This is a genomic window from Niastella vici (assembly GCF_002077945.1).
GTDB classification, from domain to species: Bacteria; Bacteroidota; Bacteroidia; order Chitinophagales; family Chitinophagaceae; genus Niastella; species Niastella vici.
The window spans coordinates 68,591-94,841 of record NZ_LVYD01000051.1 but is presented as its reverse complement, the minus strand read 5'-3'; the positions used below and the strand labels follow the sequence as shown (position 1 = coordinate 94,841).

16 protein-coding genes are annotated in these 26,251 nt (G+C 46.4%); 9 read left to right on the top strand and 7 right to left on the bottom strand.

Annotation, left to right across the window (positions count from 1 at the left end):
* Window positions 1-79: 79 nt before the first annotated feature.
* Window positions 80-1,282, bottom strand: coding sequence for a bifunctional 3,4-dihydroxy-2-butanone-4-phosphate synthase/GTP cyclohydrolase II (locus A3860_RS20775; RefSeq protein ID WP_081149499.1), 1,203 nt, complete (start codon window positions 1,280-1,282; stop codon window positions 80-82).
* 831 nt (window positions 1,283-2,113) lie between these two features.
* Here A3860_RS20775 and A3860_RS20770 point away from each other — a divergent pair.
* A complete protein-coding gene (locus A3860_RS20770; RefSeq protein WP_081149309.1) occupies window positions 2,114-5,386 on the top strand; it encodes a TonB-dependent receptor in 3,273 nt (1,090 codons plus the stop codon).
* Between the two features lie 417 nt (window positions 5,387-5,803).
* On the top strand, window positions 5,804-9,202 hold the full coding sequence (locus tag A3860_RS20765) for a TonB-dependent receptor (protein ID WP_081149306.1): 3,399 nt from the start codon (window positions 5,804-5,806) through the stop codon (window positions 9,200-9,202).
* A gap of 76 nt (window positions 9,203-9,278) precedes the next feature.
* On the opposite strand, the gene A3860_RS20760 is transcribed toward A3860_RS20765, so the two are convergent.
* Window positions 9,279-10,106 carry an alpha/beta hydrolase gene (locus A3860_RS20760; protein WP_081149303.1) on the bottom strand — a complete coding sequence of 276 codons (828 nt, stop codon included), beginning with the start codon at window positions 10,104-10,106 and terminating at the stop codon, window positions 9,279-9,281.
* A 142-nt stretch (window positions 10,107-10,248) separates the two neighbouring features.
* Here A3860_RS20760 and A3860_RS20755 point away from each other — a divergent pair, with 142 nt between their 5' ends.
* The 3 genes from A3860_RS20755 (at window position 10,249) to A3860_RS20745 (ending at window position 13,210) form a co-directional block, all read left to right on the top strand.
* The gene (locus A3860_RS20755; RefSeq protein ID WP_081149300.1) at window positions 10,249-11,247 is read left to right on the top strand and encodes an ATP-grasp domain-containing protein; all 999 of its coding nucleotides are present in this window, start codon (window positions 10,249-10,251) and stop codon (window positions 11,245-11,247) included.
* Between the two features lie 32 nt (window positions 11,248-11,279).
* Window positions 11,280-12,392 carry a carboxylate-amine ligase gene (locus A3860_RS20750; RefSeq protein WP_081149297.1) on the top strand — a complete coding sequence of 371 codons (1,113 nt, stop codon included), beginning with the start codon at window positions 11,280-11,282 and terminating at the stop codon, window positions 12,390-12,392.
* Window positions 12,393-12,676: 284 nt separating this feature from the next.
* Window positions 12,677-13,210: a hypothetical protein gene (locus tag A3860_RS20745; protein WP_081149295.1), complete on the top strand. Its 534-nt coding sequence runs from the start codon at window positions 12,677-12,679 to the stop codon at window positions 13,208-13,210.
* 172 nt (window positions 13,211-13,382) lie between these two features.
* Here the strand turns inward: A3860_RS20745 and eutC are convergent, their stop codons facing one another.
* From eutC to eat, 3 genes are all read right to left on the bottom strand, one after another.
* Window positions 13,383-14,162: an ethanolamine ammonia-lyase subunit EutC gene (eutC, locus tag A3860_RS20740; protein ID WP_081149292.1), complete on the bottom strand. Its 780-nt coding sequence runs from the start codon at window positions 14,160-14,162 to the stop codon at window positions 13,383-13,385.
* 89 nt (window positions 14,163-14,251) lie between these two features.
* Window positions 14,252-15,631 (bottom strand): ethanolamine ammonia-lyase subunit EutB, encoded by a 1,380-nt coding sequence (locus A3860_RS20735; RefSeq protein ID WP_081149290.1) that lies wholly within the window; start codon window positions 15,629-15,631, stop codon window positions 14,252-14,254.
* A gap of 13 nt (window positions 15,632-15,644) precedes the next feature.
* Complete coding sequence (gene eat / locus A3860_RS20730; protein WP_081149287.1) at window positions 15,645-16,940, bottom strand: ethanolamine permease; 1,296 nt, start codon at window positions 16,938-16,940, stop codon at window positions 15,645-15,647.
* Between the two features lie 326 nt (window positions 16,941-17,266).
* Between eat and A3860_RS20725 the strand changes: the two genes are divergently transcribed.
* The 4 genes from A3860_RS20725 to A3860_RS20710 all read left to right on the top strand — a co-directional run bounded on the left by A3860_RS20725 (window position 17,267) and on the right by A3860_RS20710 (window position 20,576).
* Window positions 17,267-17,935, top strand: coding sequence for an SGNH/GDSL hydrolase family protein (locus A3860_RS20725; protein ID WP_081149285.1), 669 nt, complete (start codon window positions 17,267-17,269; stop codon window positions 17,933-17,935).
* Window positions 17,936-18,043: 108 nt separating this feature from the next.
* Window positions 18,044-18,880, top strand: coding sequence for a type 1 glutamine amidotransferase (locus tag A3860_RS20720; protein ID WP_081149282.1), 837 nt, complete (start codon window positions 18,044-18,046; stop codon window positions 18,878-18,880).
* A gap of 161 nt (window positions 18,881-19,041) precedes the next feature.
* Window positions 19,042-20,235 carry a hypothetical protein gene (locus A3860_RS20715; protein ID WP_081149277.1) on the top strand — a complete coding sequence of 398 codons (1,194 nt, stop codon included), beginning with the start codon at window positions 19,042-19,044 and terminating at the stop codon, window positions 20,233-20,235.
* Window positions 20,236-20,258: 23 nt separating this feature from the next.
* A complete protein-coding gene (locus A3860_RS20710) occupies window positions 20,259-20,576 on the top strand; it encodes a cupin domain-containing protein (RefSeq protein WP_081149274.1) in 318 nt (105 codons plus the stop codon).
* A 96-nt stretch (window positions 20,577-20,672) separates the two neighbouring features.
* On the opposite strand, the gene A3860_RS20705 is transcribed toward A3860_RS20710, so the two are convergent.
* Together A3860_RS20705 and A3860_RS20700 are read right to left on the bottom strand one after the other, a co-directional pair.
* A complete protein-coding gene (locus A3860_RS20705; protein WP_081149496.1) occupies window positions 20,673-21,812 on the bottom strand; it encodes an efflux RND transporter periplasmic adaptor subunit in 1,140 nt (379 codons plus the stop codon).
* Window positions 21,813-21,820: 8 nt separating this feature from the next.
* Window positions 21,821-26,188 carry a CusA/CzcA family heavy metal efflux RND transporter gene (locus A3860_RS20700; protein ID WP_081149271.1) on the bottom strand — a complete coding sequence of 1,456 codons (4,368 nt, stop codon included), beginning with the start codon at window positions 26,186-26,188 and terminating at the stop codon, window positions 21,821-21,823.
* Window positions 26,189-26,251: the final 63 nt, after the last annotated feature.

Below are 26,251 nucleotides of genomic sequence, written 5' to 3'. Positions count from 1 at the left end.
TCTGTTCGCTATTCAGCTATTAAAATAAAAATGCCATCCCCTGACAGGAATGGCATCTATATAAATTTAACGCTGGCGCCTACTTCTTCAAGATCTCATGCCCCAGCTTATCTCTCTTGGTAGTAAGATATTTTTCATTATGCGGGTTGGGTACCACTTCAATAGGAACAGCTTCCACCACTTCTAACCCATAACCCAGCAGGCCCGCGCGTTTTTTAGGATTGTTGCTCAACAGGCGCAACTTGGAAATACCCAGGTAACGCAATATCTGGGCGCCAATGCCATAATCCCTCTTATCCATGGGAAAGCCGAGGTGCAAATTGGCTTCAACGGTATCAAAACCGCTTTCCTGCAATTTGTAGGCTTTTAATTTATTTACCAGTCCAATGCCCCTGCCTTCCTGGTTCATATATAATATCACACCTTTACCTTCTTTTTCAACATGTTGCATGGCGGCGTGCAGTTGTTCGCCACAATCGCAGCGCATGGAGCCCAGAATATCACCGGTAAAGCAGGAAGAATGCACCCGCACCAGCACCGGTTCATCTTTTTGCCATTCTCCTTTTATGAGGGCCAGGTGTTCATTGGTTGTACCTTTTTCATTAAAGGCGATCAGTTTAAAATTGCCCCATTTGGTAGGCATATCAACCCGAACGATCTCTTCGATCAGCGAATCTGTTTTGAGGCGGTATTCGATCAGGTCTTTAATAGAGATCAGTTTCAGATCAAAGCGTTTGGCAATTTCTTCCAGTTCGGGCAGGCGGGCCATGGAGCCGTCTTCATTCATGATCTCAACCAGTACGCCGGCAGGTTCAAACCCGGCCAGCCGCGCCAGGTCGTTGGCCGCTTCGGTATGCCCTGCCCTGCGTAAAACACCCCCTTTTTTTGCCCGCAGGGGGAAAATGTGGCCGGGCCGGCCCAGATCTTCGGGTTTGGTTGTGGGGTCAACCAACGCCTGAATTGTCTTTGCCCGGTCATGGGCACTGATACCGGAGGTACAACCATGCCCAAGCAGGTCAACCGACACGGTAAAAGCTGTTTCATGGAGGGCTGTATTGTTATTGACCATCAGGTCGAGCTGCAGTTCGGCGCAACGTTCTTCTGCCAGGGGAGCACATATGAGGCCGCGCCCGTATTTACTCATAAAATTCACAACCTCAGGGGTTACATTCTGGGCAGCGGTCAAAAAATCACCTTCATTTTCACGGTCCTCGTCATCCACTACAATAACCAGCTTACCATTTTTAATATCTTCAATTGCACTTTCAATAGAATCGAGCATGTTATGAAATTTCGGCAAAGTTAACATAAAACAGGGAAGCAAATAGCCGGTCGAATATGCCGGGAAGGCTGCGGTTGAAAACCGGTCAGGCCTAAACCAGAAAATCATAATCGATTGATTATTTGCTATCTATGACAGATATACAACAAGGATATGGTTGAATTGTTCAATGGTATTTGTAAAGACTTTTAAGGTCAATCAGATATTCGGTTAAAAGGCCTGCCAGGTTGCCTTGCTCTGTTAACTATCAGGCCATTTAGGGCCAGGGGGTTGCACTGGGGTTGCACCGGAGTTGCACTGGGATACTATATTCAGTGCAACCCTGGTGGAACGGTTAGTGCAGAAAGCCCCCCTTCCCATGCAGCCTTTTAACAATTCACATTGCCTCTATAGCATACAGTTGCCGGAGTACATGAACAGGAAATGTACAACCAATCAAAGGAATTCAACCAAAACTAGATAAGAAAATGGCGTGGGCGCTATATCGGACGCAAGCAGCGTAAATGTTTTGTGATACAAGCCCACGCAAAGCACCGGTATCTGGATAAAAACAATTCAGTGTATTTGTTAGCGTTAATAACCTGTGAACTGCTTTTGATAAGGGATTATGCGTTTGATTTTAATTTCAGCTACATTTGCTTCAACATTAATGCAATTGCTGACAGCATGATTTACCAATCATGCTGGTTTGGCCTGATGAACTATTACAATTCGCTTCCTGTATGTTCACAATACTACGTGATCTGGAAGCCTGAACCTTTACGAACCCTTTCTCTACCACGCTCCCCGTACCGATGATCCTAATTATTGGCACATTTAAACATTGCATATATGAGAAAACTCAAGGCTTACTTGTTATTAACAATATTATTGGTTGGCGCCGGATTACAGTTCGGGTATTCGCAGGTTACAACCAGTAGTATGTCCGGCATTGTTAAATCAGGCAAAGGAGAACCCCTGGTTGGTGCTACCGTAATAGCCCGCCACGAACCAACAGGTTCGGCCTTTACAACCATAACAAGGTCCGGCGGATTTTTTGATCTCCAAAACCTGCCCCCCGGCGGGCCCTATACAGTTACTATAACCTATGTAGGATATGCCGCTTTCAAAAAAAGCGATATCATTATACCCTTAGGTGAAAAATATGACCTGCTCACTGAAATGACCGATAAAGAAATGACGCAGGTTATAGTTACAGCAGCAGGCCGTAAAGCCGCCTCTGAAAAAACAGGCGCTTCAACCAACATCAGCAACCGCCTGGTGCAAAACATTCCCAACGTATCGCGCAGCCTTACCAACCTCACCCGCCTAACACCCCAAAGCAATGGCAACAGCTTTGCCGGTATGAACAACCGGTACAACAATCTGATGATCGATGGTTCGCTGTTCAACAACAACTTTGGCCGCAGCGGCGATGGTATGATACCCGGTGGCGCTACATCGGCTATTTCAATCGATGCGGTTGACCAGGTGCAGGTGAACATTGCGCCTTATGATGTTCGCCAGGCCGGTTTTATAGGCAGTGGCATCAATGCCGTTACACGAAGAGGTACCAATAGCTGGTACGGAACTGTTTACGGTTATTACAGGAACCAGGATTTCAATGGTGCTAAAGTAAAAGAAACAGATGTTCCCAATGCCAACCGCTCCACCAAAATATATGGCGGCAGTGTTGGCGGGCCTATCATCAAAGACAAGTTGTTCTTCTTTTTCAACTATGAAAATGAAAAACGCACCCAACCGGGTCAAACCTATGTAGCCAAAAAAAGTGCTACTGATACCGATCCCAACGCTACCGCAGTACTGGCCAGCGACCTCGATGCATTGAAAACATACCTCATCAGTACCTATAAATACGATCCGGGTTCATATGAAGGCTATGATTTTCAAACCGACAATAAAAAATACCTGGCCCGGGTTGACTGGAATATCACCGGCAAACATCGTTTAACGCTGCGGTATACCAATTCAGAGACGAACGACGATGATATGATAAATGCGAGCAGCGTAACCGGCGTATCGGCAAATCGCATTAACAACAGCCGTCGCGGCGGTTCCACCGGAGGAATGGCTTATAGCGGAAGTAATTTCAAGAACAATGTGAAAGTATGGTCGGGGGTACTTGAGTTGAACTCAAATTTCAACAACCAGTGGGCTAACCAGCTCATTGCTTCTTATACCAATAACAACCTGGTGCGCATTCCCAACAGCAGTATGCCGTTTGCCGACATTATGCGCGATGCAAACAATGTGTACATTTCTTTTGGCACCGATCTTTTCTCGTATATGAACGAGATCAAGGATAAAGCCATAAACGTTGCTGACAACGTAACCTATACCATGGGCAAACATACGTTTACGGGCGGTGTAAGCTACGATTATATGACGTTTGCCAACTCTTTCACCAGCGCCGGTGGCCCCAGTTATTACCGGTTCAATTCATTGAGCGATTTTATGGCAAATAAAGCGCCTTCTGTATTTGCCGTGGCCTACGATCCCACTAATAAATTGGGAATAAAAGTACCGGAAGCCAAATTTGCACAGTTAGGGGTGTATTTGCAAGACCTGTACACAGTTAACAACAAATTGAAAGTTACGGTTGGTTTACGGGTCGATAAACCGTTCTATCCATACGATCCGCCCCGCAACCCTGCACTGGAACAGGTTACCTTTAAAGACCCGAATGGCGTTGATGAACAATTTGACGTAAGCAAATGGCCCGATGATAAATTGCTCTTCTCGCCCCGCTTTGGCTTTTCCTATGATGTGCAGGGCAATAAATCGTGGGTTGTACGCGGCGGAACCGGCATTTTTACCGGCCGTATTCCGTTCATCTGGCTGGTGAACCAGGTAGGTGATGATGGTGTGGTACGCGCTATTTACCAGCCTACAGGCGCCGATCTGGCCGCTATTCGCTATAGCACCAGCAGAACAACCTATCTGGAAAATTATAACCCACCGGCTGTGGGCACCAGCATACCCGATCAATCGTCGTTCAGCGCTGCTGCCAGGGAATTCAAAATGCCGCAGGTATGGCGTTCGAACCTGGCTGTTGACAAACGGTTTGCCAGCAACTACACTGCCACTTTCGAGGCTATATACACGAAGATGATCAATAACGTGTATTTCCGTAATGACAACCTTGGGCCCGAAGTAGGTAAACTGGGTGGCGTTGCAGATAACCGGCCGATCTTTAATAATGTGAAAACTGCACGACCTGTGCCCCTGGTTAACCAGATGATCGTTATGGATAATATCAGCAAAGGATACAGCCTGGCATTGACCGCCCAGTTGCAAAAATCCTTCTCCGATAAATGGGAAGCCGGCCTTGCCTACACTTACACCCTGGCCAGGGAAGTAGCCATCGGCAGTTCTGACCAAAGCGGCAGCGGTTTCAATACCAATAACATTACATTCAATCCTAACAAACCCGATCTTGGATATTCCAACTACTCAATACCACACCGTATTGTAGCGAATGTTTCGTATCGTTTGGAATACCTGGAAAAGCGCATGGCCACTACCTTTAGCCTGTTCTATGCTGCACAACCGCAGGAACGGTATACGTTCAGGTATGGTGGTGATATAAACGGTGATGGTCAAAGCAACGATGTGATCTACATACCTAAAGATCCTTCAGAGATCTCATTTGTTGAAGGAGCTGTGTTAGGAGGTAAAACCTATACCGCCCAGCAGCAAAGTGATGCCTTTTTCAATTTCGTGAACAACGACAAATACCTGAAAGATCACAAGGGGGAATACATGAAGAAATATGGCGCCACCCTACCCTGGAACCATACAGTTGATCTGAGAATATTGCAGGACTTTGTTTACAAATCGGGGACCACCAAACATACCTTACAGTTCAGCATAGATGTAATTAACCTGTTGAACCTGTTGAACAGCCAGTGGGGATACCGGTATTCCTATACTTACGGCTCTTTCCAGGATATGGGCATAATAGGTGTGCCATCTACATTTAACCAGGCTTCCCCAAAATTTACCTTTGACCCTGCCAACCCGGCAAAAGCATACCAACCCAATTATTCCACTACCAGCACCTGGGGTATTCAACTCGGGTTGCGGTATATCTTCAACCAATAAAGGTGTAAAAAACAATTACAAAAAACCGTTCCGGACCGTCCGGGACGGTTTTTCTTTGTAGTAAAAAAACTACAACTACCCAGAAACCACTAACGTAAATTGCGCAGAAAGCGAAAACCAACCCCATTGCAGCTTTTGGCGCCAATCGCCTGTCTTTTTTTCACGTTAATTATTTTAACATTAATTCTTTTTTCGTTTATATTTGATGCTTGTGCAATCAGGATTGTGTTGAACAGGATTCCTTATAACTGCTACGATTCTTGCCGTTTACGCCAGATAAACAAGGCCAAACACCCAATATCACTATACAGGAAGCAGATCTGCAAAATGTTATTTAAACATTTGATAATATAGTTTTTACACTATAGATGATAGCTCATGCTTTCTTTGCGCCCGAATTAAAACCAAACGTCAAATATGAGAAGATTCTCGCTTTTGCTACTCCTGGCAGTACTATGTTTTGGAGCTAATGTTTTTTCTCAGGAAACAACATCTGAGATCCACGGCACAGTAACAGACAATAATGGAGCCCCTTTGCCTGGCGCCACAGTAGTAGCCCTGCACACCCCCTCAGGCACAAGGTATGCCACTACATCCCGTAAAGACGGACGCTTTAATTTACCCAACCTGCGCGTTGGCGGTCCTTACACGATCACAGTTACGTATGTAGGATTTAAAAAGTCGGAACAGGAAAACGTAAACCTGTTGCTCGGTCAGGAATTCAAGGCCGATTTCTCACTCAGCGATGCTCAAAAAGAAATGAAAGAAATAGTGGTGGCAGCTTACAAACAAAATAAAGTGTTTAATACCAGCCATATCGGTAGCCAGGAAGTTATCAATCGCACACAGATTGAAAGACTCCCTACCATCAGCCGGTCATTACAAGACTTTACCAAACTTGAACCCACTTCAAATGGTTTGAACATCGGCGGCCGCAGTAACCAGTATAACAACATGACGGTTGATGGCGCCAATTTCAACAACTCATTCGGTCTTTCGTCTGTATTGGGTGGACAAACCAACTCACAACCCATCAGTCTCGATGCCATTGAGCAAATACAGGTGAACGTTTCACCCTACGATGTAACACAAGGCGGATTTACCGGTGCAGGTATCAACTCGGTAACCCGCAGCGGCACCAACAGATTCAAAGGCTCAGCGTACCTGTACACAAAAAATGAAAACACCCAGGGATATAAGGTACAAAATGCCACTGCTCCAAAAACACCTCTTACCTATAATCTGCTGGGTTTTTCAGTTGGCGGTCCTATAATTGAAAACAAATTATTCTTCTTCATTAGCGCTGAAAAAGTACGCCAGGAAGTACCCGCCACCAGTTACACGGCTTCTGATGCCAGCAATCCACCGGTAACCGGCAGCGTTTCAAAAGCAAATAAAGATTCACTGGAAGCATTGATTTCTTTGCTGAATAGTTCACCCAAGACTGGCGGCTATAATCCAGGCGCTTATCAGGGTTATAACTTCCTCACCAGGAGCGAGAAGATGACTATCAAGATTGACTGGAACATTAACAGGAACCATACCCTTACCCTTAAATACAATTACCTGAAGTCTTATGCCGATCAGTTTGCCAGCACAAGCCGGCCAAACAACGGATCGTCACTGGTAACCAGCGGTTCGGGTTCAGCTAATAACACAGCAATGCCTTTCTGGGCAGCCGGTTATGGCATCAACAACAACTTCAATATTTTCATTGCCGAGTTGAACTCCCGCTTTGGCAATTCCATGTCGAATAAATTTCAGGTAGGTTATACTGCTTTAAGGGATTTCAGGGTATCGCACTCCCCTAACGATACCATGCCATTTGTTGACATCCTCGATGGTTCAGGTAACATTTTTACCTCATTTGGCTATGAAATGTACACTTACAACAACAAGCTGAATACCGACGTGTACCAGGTATCTGACATTTTCAAAATATTTAAAGGCGCCCATGAAATTACAACCGGGTTCCAGGGATATTATAGAAAATACCAGAATGCATTTGCACCCGGTTACGCTGGTGTTTACCAGTTTAACAGCCTGAACGATTTCAGGAACAGCTTGCTGAATGGTACTGCCAATGCAAGGAACTATTATCTTCAGTATTCTGCTTTACCTGGTGGAGCTTTCCCCTGGGCGTATGCCGGTTCTACTGAATTAGGCGTATTTGCGCAAGATAAATGGCGTATGACCAGGAACCTCACGGTAACGCTGGGTTTGCGGGCTGATATGACCTTCTACAAACAACAATTCACCGACAATCCATATTTCGATGCATTAACGTTCAAGGACGGAAAGTCATATAACATTGGTAAAGGCCCGGGCAATGCCCTGATCCTTTCTCCCCGCGTTGGTGTTAACTGGGATGCCTTGGGTGATAAATCACTGCAGATCCGTGGCGGTGGCGGTATATTCTCTGGCCCACCACCATTTGTATGGATCAGCAACCAGGCCAGCAACAACGGTATTCAGTTTGGAGCAGTACAAACCAGCAACGTAGCATTTGGTTATAAGCCTTCTACCGGTGGCGCCAATACTAGCTACAGCGTAGCCCTGGTTGATAAAAACTTTAAATATCCTACTGTATTAAAGACCAACCTGGGCATTGACAAGAAATTTGCCAATGACTGGGTAGTTACTTTGGAAGGAAGCTTTTCTAAAGACATCAATTCAGTGTATTATTCCAACCTGAATTTAAAAGAAGACAATGGTTATGCTATGGAAGGAGCAGATAACAGGTACAGGTATTTTACCGGCTACCTTAATTCCACTTCTTCTACTTCCAACACGTATGCACAGTATACCAGTAACAAGTATTACTACAATAAGCCTTCTATCAGCAGCTTTACAGGCAATACCTTGCAGGACCCCGCATTGGGAACTGCTATTTTAATGAAGAATTCTAAAAAAGGATATGCCTATACCATAACAGCAAGAGTTGAGAAAACGTTCAAAAACCTGTATACCAGCCTTGCTTATACGTACATGGATGCCAGAAACGTAGCAGAAGGTGGCAGCACCGCTTCTTCATTATGGAGCGCCAGATCGGTTAGCAGCAAAAGCCCCAATACCGATAACCTGGCCTATGCAAGCTACTACCAACCGCACCGCGTGATCGCAGTTGCTTCTTACCGGTTTGAATATGCCAAATATTTTGCTACGTCAATCGGTGCTATCTTTGAAGCAGCTCCTGCTGGTGTAAGCTCTTATATTTATACAAACGACCTGAACGGTGATGGTAACACCAACGACCTGGTGTATATTCCAAGAAACCAAAGCGAGATCAATTTGATCGATGCAGGTTCTTATAGCACCTCTACACATACCGGTTCAACCACCGGTACCACTGCAGATCCCAGAACTGCTTCACAGATCTGGAACCAGTTAGATGCCTTCATCAAACAGGACAATTACCTGAATTCACACCGCGGTCAATATGCCAAGGCGAATGCGTGGGTTTTCCCCTGGTATAAAAAACTTGACCTGAATATCACGCAGGATGTTTATTTCTATACCAAAAACAAAGGTGATAATGATAAACATACCCTGCGTTTGAGCCTGGATATCATTAACGTAGGCAACTTCGTTAATAAAAACTGGGGACTGGTTAAAACGCCAACCCTCAGCAGCAACTCTTCAGGCTATCAATTGTTGACATTTGAAGGTATGGCAGCTGATAATAAAACACCTTTATTCTCATTCCCATACGCAGATGCAACCAACCAGGCTCCCCGTACCAATAGCTTTAACAATAGCACAGGTATTGGATCGCGCTGGCAAATGCAGTTCGGAATCCGTTACATGTTTAACTAAGACAATAAAGCGCAAGCAGCACAAAAAAGCCTCCCGATGCATCGGGAGGCTTTTTTTATTGGAATGCTGTAATTGATCATGAATGTTGAACTTTCTTCCGCCATCCCCATTTCAGGAACACGGGTAATGCTTTGGCCCAGGAACGAACATCATGCCTGCCATCGGGCAATTGCAGATAACGCATATCTTTTCCTTCTTTCCATCCTTTAGCCAGCAGTTCGCGCATTATATCGATAGTATCGTCGATGGAGTCGATCACTTTATTTCCATTGCGGTCTTCCGTTTCATCGAGCTCACCACACTGGAAAAAGAATTTCAGCGAGGGCTGATATTTTCCCTGCCGTATCTGGCGATGCATCAACCGGTCGTTGGCCTCATTAAAGTCTTTCTCCTTTTTATCTTTCGACCGCCACCACAAAGAACCGGAAAATACGCCCACTTTCGAAAATACCTCGGGATGGTTCCAAACAAGATCCAACGCGCTTAACCCGCCTAATGAAAAACCGGCAAATGCCATTTCATTAAAAACTAATTGATTATAACGCGCATGTATAAATGGCAATAATTCTTCCAGAATGAATTGACGGTACAAACCAGCTTTCGCGCCCCGGCCTTTGAAATCGGCACTGCTGATCATGCCATATTCAAGCATCCTTTCTTCGCCACAATGAATACCCACACACAACATCGGCTTAATAGCCTCTGTTTCCAGCAAATAGGCCAGCATTTTATCAAAGCCCATGGCTTCAATATCCTGGCCGTCGTTCAGTAATAACAGGCTGAGCTGATTATCCGCAGGAATATGGGCGGGACTGTAAAAATTGATCGTTATGGTACGTTGGAGCGCTTCAGATGGCAATTCTACCGTTTCTACCATTACTCCGGTACTGAGTTCTGTTTGCATAGCCGCCAAAATTAGGAAAATATGCAATAGTGGTAACGTTAAATGTACAGGAATTGTACGATTTGTTTATTCACGAACCTTCCGATAAATTTGGTAACCAGGTTAGTGTGGCAGGAAAATTGAATCACCCAAATGTGCTAGTATGAAAAAGATCGGTATTCTGTTCGGCCGGGAAAGAACTTTCCCGATGGCTTTTATTGAACGCGTGAACAGCCGGAACACCCCCGATATTATTGCAGAACCTGTTCATATTGACAAAGTAATACAAGGCGCCGCGGCTGAATATGATGTCATCATCGATCGCATTTCGCAGGATGTTCCTTTTTACCGGTCATTTTTAAAAAATGCAGCTATTTGCGGTACCGCCGTCATCAACAATCCTTTCTGGTGGAGCGCCGATGAAAAATTCTTCAACAACTGCCTGGCCGTACAGATCGGCGTACCCGTGCCTAAAACGGTGATCCTTCCCTCCTACGAACTGCCGGCCGAAACCAGTGCCGAATCATTCGCCAACCTGGCTTATCCGCTCGATTGGTCAACCATTTTCTCGTATGTGGGCTTTCCGGCATATATGAAACCTTTTGCCGGCGGCGGCTGGAAAAACGTTTACAAACTGCATAACAGGGAAGAATTCTTCCGCATACATAAAGAAACCGGCCAGCTGGTAATGCTGTTACAGGAAGAAATTGTTTTTGAACAATACTACCGTTGCTATTGCATTGGCGGTAAATATGTGCATATCATGCCTTATGAACCGCGTAACCCGCATCACCTGCGGTATAAATGTGATTTTACGCCATCACCCGAACTGGCTCACCAGATGCATGACATCGTATGCCGCATCAATCAATTCCTGGGGTACGATTTTAATACTGTTGAACTCGCTGTTCGCGACGGCGTTCCCTATGCCATCGATTTTTGCAACCCCGCCCCCGATGCCGACCGGCCCAGCGTAGGCGATGATAATTTTGAATGGGTGGTTGATACCGCCGCCACCTATGCTATTGAAAGAGCGCTTATGCATGATCCGGGGCGCGACAACTTAACCTGGGGTGAATTCACCAAACGAAGTGTTCACCGGATGCCGCTGGGAGAAATAAAAAATGAGGAATTAGTAACAGAGACAGGAAGAATAGATTGAACCAGATACATTTGCAAACTAAGAATCAATAAATGGCAAACATCAACTTTTCGCATTTTACGCTTGGCATTGAAGAAGAATACATGGTGCTTGACCCCGCCAGCCGCGAGCTGAAGAGTCATCAGCAAAAGATCGTGACCGAAGGCCAAAAGGTAATTAAAGACAAGGTGAAAGCCGAAATGCACCAGGCCGTAGTGGAAGTGGGAACCGATGTTTGCCGTAATGTTGACGAAGCCCATAAAGATGTAAGCAACCTGCGCCGCACCATTTCCCATATTGCCGGTGATCTTGGCTTTTGGGTAGGGGCTTCAGGCACCCATCCGTTCAGTCATTGGGAAAGCCAGCTTATAACCGATCATGCCCGGTATAAGGAAATACTGGATGTATTGCAGGATGCGGCACGCAGCAACCTCATCTTCGGCTTACATGTACATGTGGGCATGGAAAGCCGGGAAATGGCCAATCACATCGCCAATTCAACCCGGTACTTCTTACCCCATATTTATGCACTCAGCACCAATTCACCCTTCTGGGAAGGCAGAAATACCGGTTACAAATCGTACCGCACCAAAGTATTCGACAAGTTCCCCCGCACTGGCATACCCGAAACTTTCGATACCATCGAGGACTATGATAATTTTGTAAAGCTGCTGGTAAAAACGAATTGCATCGACAATGCCAAAAAGATATGGTGGGACCTTCGCGTGCATCCATTTTTCAACACGGTAGAATTCAGGATCTGTGATGTTCCTTTAACGGTGCAGGAAACCATTACTATTGCCGCGTTGTTCCAGGGTGTATGCGCCAAAATATATAAACTCCGGTTACAGAACCTGAACTTCATTCAATACTCACGCGCCCTCATAAACGAAAATAAATGGCGGGCCAGCCGCTATGGCATCGACGGTTTACTCATTGATTTTGGAAAAGAAGAAGAGATCAATACCCGGGTGCTGATCTACGAGCTGCTCGATTTTGTGGATGACGTGGTTGATGAGCTGGGCAGCCGCCATGCCATTAACTATATCACCAAATTAATGGAAGAAGGCACCGGGGCCGACCGCCAGCTAAAAGTATTTCAGCAAACAGGCAGCCTCGTACACGTGGTTGATTACATCCACAGCCAGTTCCTGGCGGGGATATAGTTGCCAGTTACCGGGTACCAGATACCTGGACTTGAAATTCGATCACTCTGCATATAACCGGGTTCTCCAAATTTTTTGCCAGGTAACGGGGAACTGGTAACTGGTAACAGCATCAGATATTAACATTTACCATAACATATCAACGGTCGTTATTGTCGCTTCCGGCGCTTATTGCCCTGATAGTACAATATTTACTCACATTTGACCGTTATAGCCACCAATCCCGTCCCTACGCTCACTGTAAATTCCCGAAATAAAATACCTTTGGTTAAATCTGTTCCGGTATGAAAAAATATCTGGTTAATGGCTGGCCTGTGCTGCTATTGCTGATCTTCGTAGCGTCGTGTGGTAAGGAAAAAAGTGTAGAGGAAGATCAGGGGCAATACTTTCTCAAATGCAAGATAGGCGGCGTCGACAAAACCTTTAATGTGAATGCAGCTGCAGCCAAGTCAGACCTGGGTGGCGGCATTACAAGTTATTCCGTTTTTGGAAAAGCAGTAGCTGATGCCAGCAATTATGAAAGCATGGGTTTTACCATCCAGCTCTCCATCCCTTTTAACACAGGCACTTACAAGGAAACGGACCCCACTACTGATTACTTCCTGGCAGGTATTTACAATCCCAACACAACAGAGGCCACCAAGATCTTTGCCAGTGGGTATGATGATACCAATCCGTTCCAGATCACCTTTACAGAGATCACGGCCACTACGTTAAGCGGTACTTTTAAAGGAAAACTGTTTATCAATAGTACTGATCCGAATAGTGATTCTGCCATTATCTCAAATGGACAGTTCAAAGTAAAGCTCCAAAAGTAGTGACTGGTGAATGCCCGTCCGACCGGTCATCCGGGCGGGGTCAATGGTGAGTGGTGAATAATTCCCGGTTCATGAATCCCGCTTCCTGTTTTCTACCTCCTGTTTCCTTTGATTTCCTTCTATCCAACGTCCCCAATATTCCAATATGTAAACTTAATAATGAACAACACGGCTACCCGTGCTCTTCATTACCGGGTAAGGCTGTTGTATTGTCTTTCAGGCCCACGCCCGAAAGTTGAAGGCGTAACGATTCTCTGATAAGCGAGCATATCTTTTCCGCAGCAGCGGTGTAATTCAATCCTTCGGGCCGGATGTTCGAGATGCAATTGCGCGACTCATCAGTTAATCCCGGTACAGGCTGATAAGTGAGGTAAACGCCTAAACTATCGGGAGAACTCAATCCCGGCCGCTCCCCTATTAACACCGCCACCAGCCTGGCGCGTAACAGACTGCCGCATTCATCGCCAATGGCCACTCTTCCTTCCTGTACCAAACAAATGGGAGCAAGGGACAGGCCATACTTTTCAAAAAGGGGTAATAATAATTTCAGTACCGGAATCGCGTGGTTATTTATAGCGGTGGCCGATAAACCATCGGCCAGCACCAAACAAATATCATAACTGGTACTGTTAAATGATTTCAGTTCGTCGGCAGCTTTTGCCAGCAGGCGTCTGCCTCTGTGAGGATACTGCAGGTATTCGCTACGGCCGGCAGCCTGGGTATGCAAAACAAATACGGCCTGCTGCAATGATCGTAATTCCTGCAACAGGCGCTGCTGATCAAATACAGCATACACCGCATCGCGGGCATTGGCATGCGCCAGCCTGAATTGCAGCATGGCCTGCAATGGTTCGGCGGTACCGGTTCTTCCCAATGCAATTCTTGCTGCAGTAAATTCTTTTAATGCAGCCCACGGGTCTGTTTGTACTATTGGTTTTTGAATCTCCTTCACAAGTTTTTCAGTCTTTTAGTTTTTCAGTTAAACTCTCGAACACTTATGAACTTAAACTAACGAACTCAATAACGTATAAACTTATAAACTTACTGATTGATCAATTGCAACAACTTATGCTTCTCTTCAACCGGCAATAAAGTTCCTCCCTCATTCATGATCCCCTGTTTTACCAGCCATTGCTCAAACTCCGGCGCCGGCTTTAAGCCCAACACCTTGCGCACATACAGCGCATCGTGAAAAGAAGTACTCTGATAATTCAGCATAATATCATCTGCACCGGGAATGCCCATGATGTAATTGCAGCCCGCAACGCCCAACAGCGTAAGCAGGTTATCCATATCGTCCTGGTCGGCTTCGGCATGATTGGTATAACATACATCAACACCCATGGGCAGGCCCAGCAGCTTGCCGCAAAAATGGTCTTCCAGCGCTGCGCGAATGATCTGTTTTCCATCGAATAAATATTCCGGACCAATAAACCCAACCACGGTATTCACCAGTAAGGGAGAGAATTTTCGGGCCACCGCATAGGCCCGGGCCTCACAGGTTTGCTGATCGACCCCTTCATGGGCGTTGGCAGAAAGAGAGCTCCCCTGCCCCGTTTCAAAATACATTACATTATTGCCCAGGGAGCCGCGTTGTAACGACAAAACCGCCTCCCAGGCTTCCTGCAGCAATGCCAGGTTTATCCCAAAACTCTTATTGGTTTTCTCTGTACCGCCAATGGATTGAAACACCAGATCGAGCGGCGCTTTTTGCTGCACCAATTGTAAGGAAGTAGTTACATGGCTTAAAATGCAACTTTGCGTGGGTATCTTAAACCGCTCAATGATGGCATCGAGCATGTGCAAAAGCGTTAGTACATGTGCGGGGGAATCAGTAGCCGGGTTAATGCCGATCACTGCATCGCCACTGCCATACAATAATCCGTCAACTATACTGGCGGCAATTCCTTTTGGATCATCTGTGGGGTGATTGGGTTGCAACCGTACCGATAACCGGCCTTTTAACCCAAGCGTATTGCGAAAGCGGGTAATCACTTCACATTTCCGGGCCACACTGATGAGGTCCTGGTTGCGCATCAGCTTTGAAACGGCAGCTACCATTTCAGGTGTTACACCCGGCGCCAGCTTGCGCAGCGTTACCGTGTCGGCCTCATCGCTCAGCAACCAGTCGCGGAACTGCCCGGTGGTGAAATGGGCTACCGGTGCAAAGGCGGCCGCATCGTGTGAATCAATGATCAGCCGGGTAACTTCATCCTGTTCGTAGGGGATAACCGGTTCCAGCAAAAAATTCCTGAGCGGTACATCAGCGAGCGCCAATTGCGCCGCCACCCGCTCTTTATAATCGGCCGCTGCCAGCCCGGCCAATGCATCGCCCGAACGAAAGGGGCTTGCTTTGGCCAGCAGGGTGGTCAGTGTATCGAAGGTGTAAGTATGATGTTGTATGGTATAGCGATAAGCCATAAATCATGAATGATCATTGATGAGTCTTCCTGCGAAATGCCATAAACAGTGCAGCCAGTACAAGCAATGCACCAAAGAAATAAATACTCAACTTCGGATTGTACCAGATAATAGCGATGAGGCAAACAACCGCCAGTACCAGGGCCGTCCATGGAAACCATGGATACAAAGGTACTTTGAATGGACGTTCCATGTTGGGGTGTGTGCGCCGCAAAACCAGTAAACTGATCATGCTTACGATATATAACATCAATGCCCCCAGGGCGCTCAGGGTAATGGCATCATTCGTATTACCAAAACGCACCACAATAATCCCGATGCCACCGCCAACCAGCAGTGCTATATGGGGCGTTCTAAAACGCTTGTTTACAGTAGCCAGTACCGCAGGTAAATAACCACTTCGGGCCATGGCATACAACTGCCGCGAGTAACTGATAATGATACCATGGAAGGAAGCGATCAAACCAAATAATCCGATGCCCGCAAACACCTTCGTCCAGCCATTTTGTTTTCCCAGCACAATGCTGATCGCCTCTGGTAAAGGATAATCAATAGAAGCCAGCTTATGCCAGTCGGTAACCCCACCGGTAAAGAACATGACGCCCAGGGCCAGCAACACCAACGTTACAATGCCATAAATATAACCACGCGGAATGGTGCGTTGCGGATCTTTCACTTCTTCGGCCACCATGGCCACCCCTTCAATGGCCAGGTAAAACCAGATGGCAAATGGCAAAGCGGCAAAAACGCCACCCCAGCCAAAGGGCATGGCATCCTGTTTAAAATTCTGCCAACGAAAACCGGGCGCCACTATTCCCATAAACAATAACAACTCTGCAACAGCCAGCAAGGTGACCACGAGCGAGAAGAGGGCCGATTCTTTGATATCCAGAAAATTGATAAGGGTGAATACCACAAAACAACCTATGGCCACCGGAATAACGCCCAGTGATGGATACAAAAAATGTACATAACTGCCGAGCGCAAAAGCAACAGCCGGCGGCGCCAGTAAAAATTCTACCAGGGTGGCATAACCGGCAACCAGTGCACCCAGCGGCCCTAATGCTTTATGCGCATAGGCAAAGGGGCCACCGGCCTGTGGTATGGCAGCCGTTAATTCGGTATAACTAAAAATAAATGTTATGTAAAAGATGGTGACGAGTACGGTAGCGATCAAAAAGCCACCTGTTCCGGCTACCTTCCAACCCAGGTTCCAGCCAAAATATTCGCCGCTGATAACCAGGCCCACCGCCAGCGCCCATAAGTGCACGGGTCTTAAAACTTTATTTAATGAAGGGTTGCTATGCATGCAATTAGTTTTTAATAAATGGTGCGGATCGGTTCGATCGCCTGATTTCCGCGATTTTTCAGTTGTACCTACTACTTACAGCAACCGTTGGCTATTTATGCCGCTTAAATTATGACAAACTATTTAAAAACTACGGATTGCGGCGAAAAAAGAATTTATCATGAAGACCGTCAGGCACTTATGTGCTTTCACCCGAAAACGTGACTATGGTCAATTTGTGCAAAAACGCGGGGACTACCCAATAAATATCAAAAATTAGTCATTAGATTCGCTGCCCATTATATGGTACATATTAGTGCCTTTTTACTTTTCTAAACTTATTAATTATGAGACTGCTACTGTACATTTCTTCATTCATAGCTATTACATTGGTAAGTTTTACCGGTATGCAACAAAAACAACGTATTGTTTTCTTTGGAGATTCCATTACCCAGGCCGGGGTTGCACCTAACGGCTATATAACGGTGTTAGGCAACCTGATTGCACAAAAAGGATTAAAGGACCAATATGACCTGGTAGGCGCCGGCATCAGCGGCAATAAAGTGACCGATCTGTATTTGCGCCTGGAAGATGATGTGCTGGCAAAAGACCCCAACACGGTGGTGATCTGGATTGGCGTAAATGACGTTTGGCACAAGAAAGGCGGCACCGGTACCGATGCGCCCAAATTTGAGCAATTCTATAATGCCATCATCAAAAAACTGCAGGCAAAAAATATAAAGGTGGTTATGTGCACACCGGCAGCCATTGGTGAAAAAACCGATTTCTCCAATGAACTCGACGGCGATCTGAACAAATATGCCAATATCGTTCGCAGCATTGCCACTAAAAATAATTGCCCACTGGTTGATCTGCGCAAAGCTTTCCTGGCCTATAACCTGGCCAATAATGCACAGAACCAGGACAGAGGCATCCTTACTTCAGATGGCGTTCACCTCAACGACAAGGGCAATATGCTGGTGGCAGATGAAATGATGAAAACACTGGTGAAATAATCAGGCTGTAACATTTCCAGGGTTATATTGTTTTATGCTGTGAAATGCTTTCAAATTTTTGTATAGACTGGCATCTGTGCGGTCTATATATTATTTTTGCAGTATACTATGAATAAACCAACAACCATACGGGTGGCCCTTCTTGACTTGTATGAAGGGCAGGTAAATGAGGGAATGCGATGCATCCGCGAAATTTTGCAGCAGTATAGTAATGCCCATGGTTTACATCTCGTATGTACCGAATTTGATGTGCGGCTTAAGTGCCAGTTGCCTGATTTACACCACGATATATATATTTCTTCCGGCGGCCCCGGTTCGCCGCTGATCAGTGGCCACGAGTGGGAACGCTTGTATTTTGAATGGGTGCATGAGCTGGAACAATATAACCTGCGCGGAGATGGTCCCAAAAAACATGTGTATTTTATTTGTCACTCCTTTCAGCTGGCGGTTCAGTATTTTAAAGTAGCCACTGTAACCAAACGCAAATCCACCGCTTTTGGCGTTTTTCCCATTCACATGATGGAAGGCGGAAAAGAGGAACCTATTTTTACCGGATTACAGGATCCCTTTTATGCAGTAGACAGCCGCAATTACCAGGTAGTAGAACCTTCCCCCGAACAATTGCAGCAAACAGGCGCTTCCATACTCGCATTAGAAAAAGAACGGCCGCACGTACCGTTGGAGCGGGCCATCATGGGCATCCGGTTCAACGACTATATGGTGGGCACGCAATTTCATCCTGAGGCCGATGCGCCGGGGATGAGCCGTTACCTGCAACGGGACGACAAGAAGCAGATGGTAATCAAAAATCATGGGTTCGAGAAATGGCAATCCATGATAGAACAGCTTAATGACCCGGATAAGATCTTATATACATATTCTCATATTCTTCCGAACTTTCTTAATATAGCTATTGAATCCTCTCAAAAAGTAGGAAGCCTGTAACGTGAATGGTGAATGGTCAATGAAGAAGCTGTTCCAGGTTTCAGGTTGCAAGTTACAAGAGCCATGTAACCTGAATCTTGAAACTTGTAACCTGCATTTCCAGGTAACTGGCAATCGGTAACCAGTAACTAATTCGTACCTTTCGTTTAAATTGTATCAGCATGGTTCCCGGTTTACGGAAAGCGTATAATGAATCTTTCACCGATAAGCAGTACGAAGCATTTTTAAAAGACCTCAACAGTAAATACCCCGGCGCCATTCAATTCAGGTTAGCAGAAACACCAGTATTTGTCGATAAACAATTTGCCGGTCAAATGATCGAGGCCTGTGAGCATATCATTGATGTGATCACTGATCCTTCATTTAAACAATATACCGAACCGGCCATTCCACCCGGCGAACATGTTCCCAATGAAAGCGATCACTGCGAGCTGCTCTGTTTCGATTTTGGTGTTTGCCTGAACGACGAACAACAACCTGAACCCCGGTTGATTGAAATGCAGGGCTTCCCTACCCTCTTTGGCTTTCAGGTATTTTACCCCGATCTGCTCCGGAAATATTTTCCTGTTCCGGAAAACTACAGCCAGTACATGAATGGTCATACCCGCGAAACGTATTTGCAGCTGTTAAAAGAAGTGATCACCGGTGATGTGCCGGTTGAGAATACCATTCTGCTCGAAATAAAACCACACGAACAAAAAACCCGCATCGATTTTTATTGCACGCAGGATTACCTGGGCATACAACCGGTTTGTATTACCGAATTGATTCAGGAAGGAAAAGACCTGTACTATATGCGCGATGGCAAAAAAACGGCCATAAAGCGTATCTACAACCGCGTTATATTCGATGAGCTGCGTGCAAAGAAAGATACGCTGGGCCATTTTACCGATATTACCCAGGAGCTGAATGTACAATGGGTGCCCCATCCCAACTGGTTTTACCGCATCAGCAAGTATACCCTGCCATTCCTTCATCATCCGTACATACCGGCTACCTATTTTCTGAATGAAATAAAACAAATACCTGCCGACCTGGAGAACTATGTCTTAAAACCTTTATTCTCCTTTGCCGGACAGGGCGTGGTGATCGATGTAACGCCGGCCGACATTGAGAAAATAGACGACCCGCAAAACTGGATCTTACAACGTAAAGTGCAATATGCCGATATCATTGAAACGCCCGACGTTCCCGCCAAGGCAGAGATCAGGATCATGTATGTATGGAAAAAGGGTTGGGAGCGGCCGCAACCTGTCATTAACCTCGCCCGTTTAAGCAAAGGCAAAATGATAGGCGTGTCGTATAACAAGGATAAACAATGGGTGGGCGGCAGCGTCGCTTTTATTGAACGCTAATTCATTTACATAAAAACCTCATTATGCAACATCTTAATGACGTAAAAGGCAAAGTGATAGTACCGGGTTTATACGGCCGCTTTGTACATGGCGATACCATGACCCTGTCGTTTGTAGATATTGAACCCGGTGCACAGTTACCCGAACACAGCCATCCGCATGAACAGATCACGTTTATCATGGAAGGAGAACTGGAAATGGTTATCGGCGGTGAAAAAATGTTGCTGACACCCGGCATGGTGCATGTGATCCCCGGCAATGTTCCGCATAGTGCTTATGCGCGTACCGCGGTTAAAGTACTGGATGCCTTTTCGCCGGTACGGGAAGATTACAGAGTTTAAAGTTTACAGTCCACGGTTTCGACAGGTACCCCAATTGCTTATTACCCCTGAGCGCAGCGAAGGCTTAACTTTGAACTGTAAACTTTAAACTGTCAACTATTCTTCTTCCGCCGTATTCTTCATTTTACCCAATACCGCATACGCATTTTTAGTGACCACCTGCATACCCGAAAGCTCCGTGCTGGTTGAACTAACGGCTACGCGCTTATTTTCCCGGATACCTGTTTCCACAGCCACCAGCTGAAACTTGTTCTCCCCTGTAGCCTGTACAATGTATTCCTTATTGCCATACCGCACTACGGCCTCTTCGGGCACCGTAAGCGCGGGTACATTTTCAATATGGATCGATCCGTTCAGGAACATACCGGGCAACAGGTTCCTGGGCCTTGTCTTGAAATGGCAATGAATGGTACCGCTGCGGTTAACATCCACATTACGGGTAACCAGTATCACTTCACAATCGTATTCCTTACCGGGCTCATCAACAAACGATACCTTCACCAGTTGCTCCACCTTTATCTTCGACAGGTCTTTTTCAAAAACGGTGAGGGCCGCATGAATATCATCGGGATTAATGAGCTCAAACAACACATCGGTAGCATTCACAAACTTGCCGATGTTTACATTTACTTTCGACACAAAACCATTGATGGGCGAATAAACCGGTACGCTGCGCGAAATGTTATTCTCATTCAAAGAGGCGGGGTTAATATTTATCAACCGCAGTTTCTCCCCAAAGCCTTTTACCAACACTTTCTGCGCCGCAAAATCGGCCTGCACCTGTTGAAAGGTTTTGGCGGCGCTTACCTGTTGCTCACTTAATTCTTTTTGCCGGTCATACTCCTGCTGCAGAAAATGCAACCGGGCCTGGGCCATCAGGTAATCCTGTTGTAATTGCACCAGCCCCTGGTCTTCAATGGTACCAATGACCTCTCCCCTGCTCACATGCATACCGGGCAACAGGTTTGTATGTTTCAGATATCCCCCCAGCGGGAAGCTCACCGATACAATATTCTGCGGCGGTACATCTACAACCCCGTTCACTTTTAATACGGAGTTCATGTTTTGCGATTGTATGGCCCCGGTCTCAATACCGGCATTTTTTATTTGTGCTTCCGTTAAGCTTACGGCATTCTCATCGGTTGCCTTTTCCGGCGCTGCGGCTTTCTCTTCTGTTGAGGAGGAGCAGGAAGCTGATAAAAACAAAACAATACTATATATAAACAAATTCTTCATATCGGGGATCATTTTCCGGTTAAATATTCCAGTTCAATAATGGTGTTGTTCAGGGCATGTACAGCCTGTAAATAGCCGAGCTCTATGTTCACGGCATTATTCATTTGCAGGGTCCACTCAACATAGCTTACATCACCTTTTTCAAAACCCAGCCGCGCATTACGGGTAATTAAGGCAGCCTGTTGCAGTCCGCTTGTTTCGTAATACCGTACCTGCTCAGTATATTTTTTATAGGATTCGTTCAATTGCTGCCATTGATTGTTCAGGTACTGGCTGGTGGCCGATACTTCCATTTTGGCCGTTTCTTCCTGTACCTGGTTTGCCCTGATGCGGGCCTTCACAGCTTTGTTGAACAGGGGCACTGCAACCGCCATCTGGTAAATATGAAAACGGTTACCTGCATCGTAATATTTCTGCGTAACACCATCTGGTGACTGATAACCTATAATAGATTGATTGCTGTACCCCACCATAAATTCCGGCGACAGCCGGGCCTTTTCTATATTGGTTTGCGCAGCGTTCACCTTTGCCCGTTCCTGTTGTAATTGTACTGCGGGGTGGCCGGCGATTGCCATGGTATCGGTAATTACTGCAGATCCTTTTTTCAGGGCCTCATAAGCGGGTAACAGGTTCTCATTCGTATTAAGCAACCATTGCAATTGTTGCTGCTCAATACGCAGATCGGCCTTTACCTGTTCCTGTTGCAATTTCAATTGTTGTATCTGGGTTTCGGCATTGCTTTTTTCGAGCATGGTGCTTTCGCCTGTTTTCAGGCGCAAGGTAGCAGCTTCCAGAAAGCGGCTGTAAACTGAATCGAGGCGCATCAACAAATGTTGCCGCTCAAGCAGGTCAACCATATTATAAAAAACGGTCTTTACGGCTTTATGCAATTCCTGTTGCTTCAGCGCCACCTGTTTGGTTGCCACCTGTTCCTGGGCCTGGTACAGTTCTTTCTGCCGCCGGTATACCACCGGCAATTCAAACGACTGGTTAATATAAAACCGGGTATCGTTTTTCATACTGTTGATATTACCATATTCGCCGCCGATCTGCGTGCGTGGCAATTCGCTAGTGGCGCTTTGCAATTGCGTCCAGTAGCCAATGCCTTTCCGGCTCGCCTGTAACGACAGGTTACCGGTATTGGCCTGTTGCAACATTTGCTCCAACGGCATGGAACGGCTGGCAGTTGTTTGTGAAAGCACGGGCTGGCATAACCCCAGCAGCAGGATCATGGCAGCCAGTTTTGGCGCTGGCCCTTTGGGCACCCGTTTTTCGAACCACATATACAGCACAGGCAATACAACCAGAGTAAGGAATGTGGCAGTAAGCAGTCCGCCAATAACAACGGTCGCCAACGGCCGTTGTACTTCAGCCCCGGCCCCGCGGCTCAATGCCATGGGTAAAAAGCCAAGTGAAGCAACGGATGCAGTCATTAACACCGGCCGCAACCGAATGCGTGTTCCTTCCATAATAATTTGTTTAATATCGTGTATACCCTGGTGCTTTAACCGGGTGAATTCGGCGATCAATACAATTCCATTCAATACTGCCACGCCAAATAAGGCAATAAAGCCAATGCCTGCTGAAATACTGAAGGGCATGCCCCGCATCCACAGGAACAGGATACCGCCAATGGCCGATAATGGAATGGCAGAAAAAATAAGCAGTCCATATTTTATTTTACCGAATGCGAAATACAACATTACCAGTATCAGCAATAAGGCAACTGGTACGGCAATGGCCAAGCGCTGCCGCGCTTCGGTTAAATTCTCGAACTGGCCGCCGTAATCGATGTAATAACCGGCGGGCAAATGCACCTGTTGTTTTATTTTTTTGTCGAGCTCCTGTACAATACTTTCCACATCGCGCCCCCGTACATTGAAACCAGCCACGATCCTTCGTTTGGCATCTTCACGTTGTATTTGGTTGGGTCCTTCCTGTATACTAACAGTGGCTACCTGGCTCAATGGTACCTGGGCGCCATTGGGGGTGGGCACTAACAGGTTCTGTACATCGGTTACATCCTGGCGTTGGGTATTCTCTAACCGTACAACCAGGTCAAAACGCCGTTCCCCTTCATAAACCAGTCCGGCGCTTTGCCCCGCAAAAGCCGTGTTCACCACGCGGTTGAGGTCTTCAATATTCAATCCGTAATGGGCAATGGCATTCCGGTTGTACCTGATCAGGATCTGCGGAATACCGGTAACGGTTTCTACATACAGATCGCTTGTTCCTTTAACAGTATTTATAATAGACCCGATCTTGTTGGCATATTGCGCCAGCGTGTCAAGGTCTTCACCAAAAATCTTACACACCACATCCTGCCGCGCACCGCTGATGAGTTCATTGAACCGCATTTGTACCGGGAACTGAAAACCGAATGTAGCGCCGGGAATATCTTCCAGGGCTACACGCATTTTTTGGGCCAGCTCATCAAATGTGCGGGCGCTTGTCCACTCCTTCTTATCTTTCAAGATGACCATCAGATCACTGGCTTCAATAGGCATGGGGTCGGTAGGTATTTCACTGCTGCCGTTCTTGCCTACTACCTTTATCACTTCAGGGAAACGGCTTTTTAAGATATGGGCTGCCCTTGTAAGGGTGTTCACTGAGGTACTGATATTACTTCCTGTAAGCACCCGGGTTTCAACAGCAAAATCTCCTTCTTCCAGCTGCGGAATAAACTCGCCGCCCAACCGGGAAAAGATCACCAGGCTGAGCCCAAAGAACAGGATACTTGCAGCTACTATGGTTTTGGGGAAATGCAACAGTTTTTCCAGCCCGCGCTGATATATTTTCTCTAACCGCCGCATCATGCGGTCGCTGAAGCTTTCGGTATGCGATAATTTTTTACTGAGGAACAGCGAGGTCATCATGGGCACATAGGTGAATGACAGCAGGAATGCGCCCAGCAAGGCAAAGGTTACCGTTTGCGCCATAGGGCGGAACATTTTTCCTTCAATACCCTGTAAAGAATAAATAGGCAGGTAAACAACGAGGATAATGATCTGTCCAAAAATGGCGGCATTCATCATGCGGGAAGCGCTTTGCTGTACTTCTTCATCCATGCTGCTTTGGTTCAACCGGTTCACGCCCGTAAAATGCCGGGAATGGCTTAACCGGTGCATCACGGCTTCCACAATGATCACGGCCCCATCAACGATCAATCCAAAATCAATAGCGCCAAGGCTCATAAGGTTACCGCTTACGCCAAACGCATTCATCAGAATGATGGCAAACAACATCGATAAAGGAATGACAGATGCCACTACCAGCCCCGCCCGCAGGTTACCCAAAAACACAACCAGCACAAACACCACGATCAGGGCGCCTTCAATCAAATTGGTCTCTACCGTTCCAATGGCGTGGTTCACCATTTTGGTGCGGTCGAGGAACGGTTCTACCACTACCCCTTCGGGCAGGGTTTGTTGTATTTGCTTTATTCTTTCCTTTATCCGTTTTATGACGGCCGACGAGTTCTCACCTTTCAACATCATTACAATGGCGCCGGCTACCTCGCCTTTATCATTATACGTCATGGCCCCGTAGCGGGTAGCGCTGCCCAGTTGTATGGTGGCTACATCGCGCATGAGCACCGGTATACCGGCATCGATCTGTTTTACTACTATATTGCCAATATCCTGTTCATTGGTGATCAGTCCTTCGCTGCGGATGAATAATACGGCCGGACCTTTTTCAATATAGGCGCCACCCGTATTCTGATTATTTTTTTCCAGGGCATTGAATACATCATCGATCGTGAGGTTATACGATTTCAACCGCGATGTGTTCACAGCTATTTCATATTGCTTCAGCAGCCCGCCAAAACTGGAAACATCGGCCACACCGGGTGTGCCCAGCAATTGCCGGCGAATGATCCAGTCCTGGATCGTTCGTAACTGCATGGCATCGTATTGCTGCTCATAGCCTTTTTTTGCACGCACCACATACTGGTAAATTTCACCAAGGCCTGTGGTAATTGGCGCCATTTCGGGTTTACCCAATTGTGTGGGTATCTGGTTCTGCACCTGCTGCAGCCGTTCAGCAATTTGCTGCCGGGCCCAGTATACATCGACATTGTCTTCAAAAACAATGGTCACTACCGATAAACCAAAACGGGAAAAACTCCTGATCTTCTTGAGACCGGGTATGGTACTGTTTGCCTGTTCAATAGGAAAAGTGATCAACCGTTCTACATCGGGTGCGCCCAGCGATGGGGATATAGTGATCACCTGTACCTGGTTATCGGTAATATCGGGCACGGCATCAATGGGTAGCCGGGTTACGGAATAACCGCCCCAAATGATAAGCGCCAGTATAAATAAACCGATTATCAGTTTATTCTTGATAGAAAAACGAATGATAGATTGGATCATGAAATACTTTTTGTACAGGTAAAGGCACACTACAACAAACAGCAATTACATCGTATACAGTAG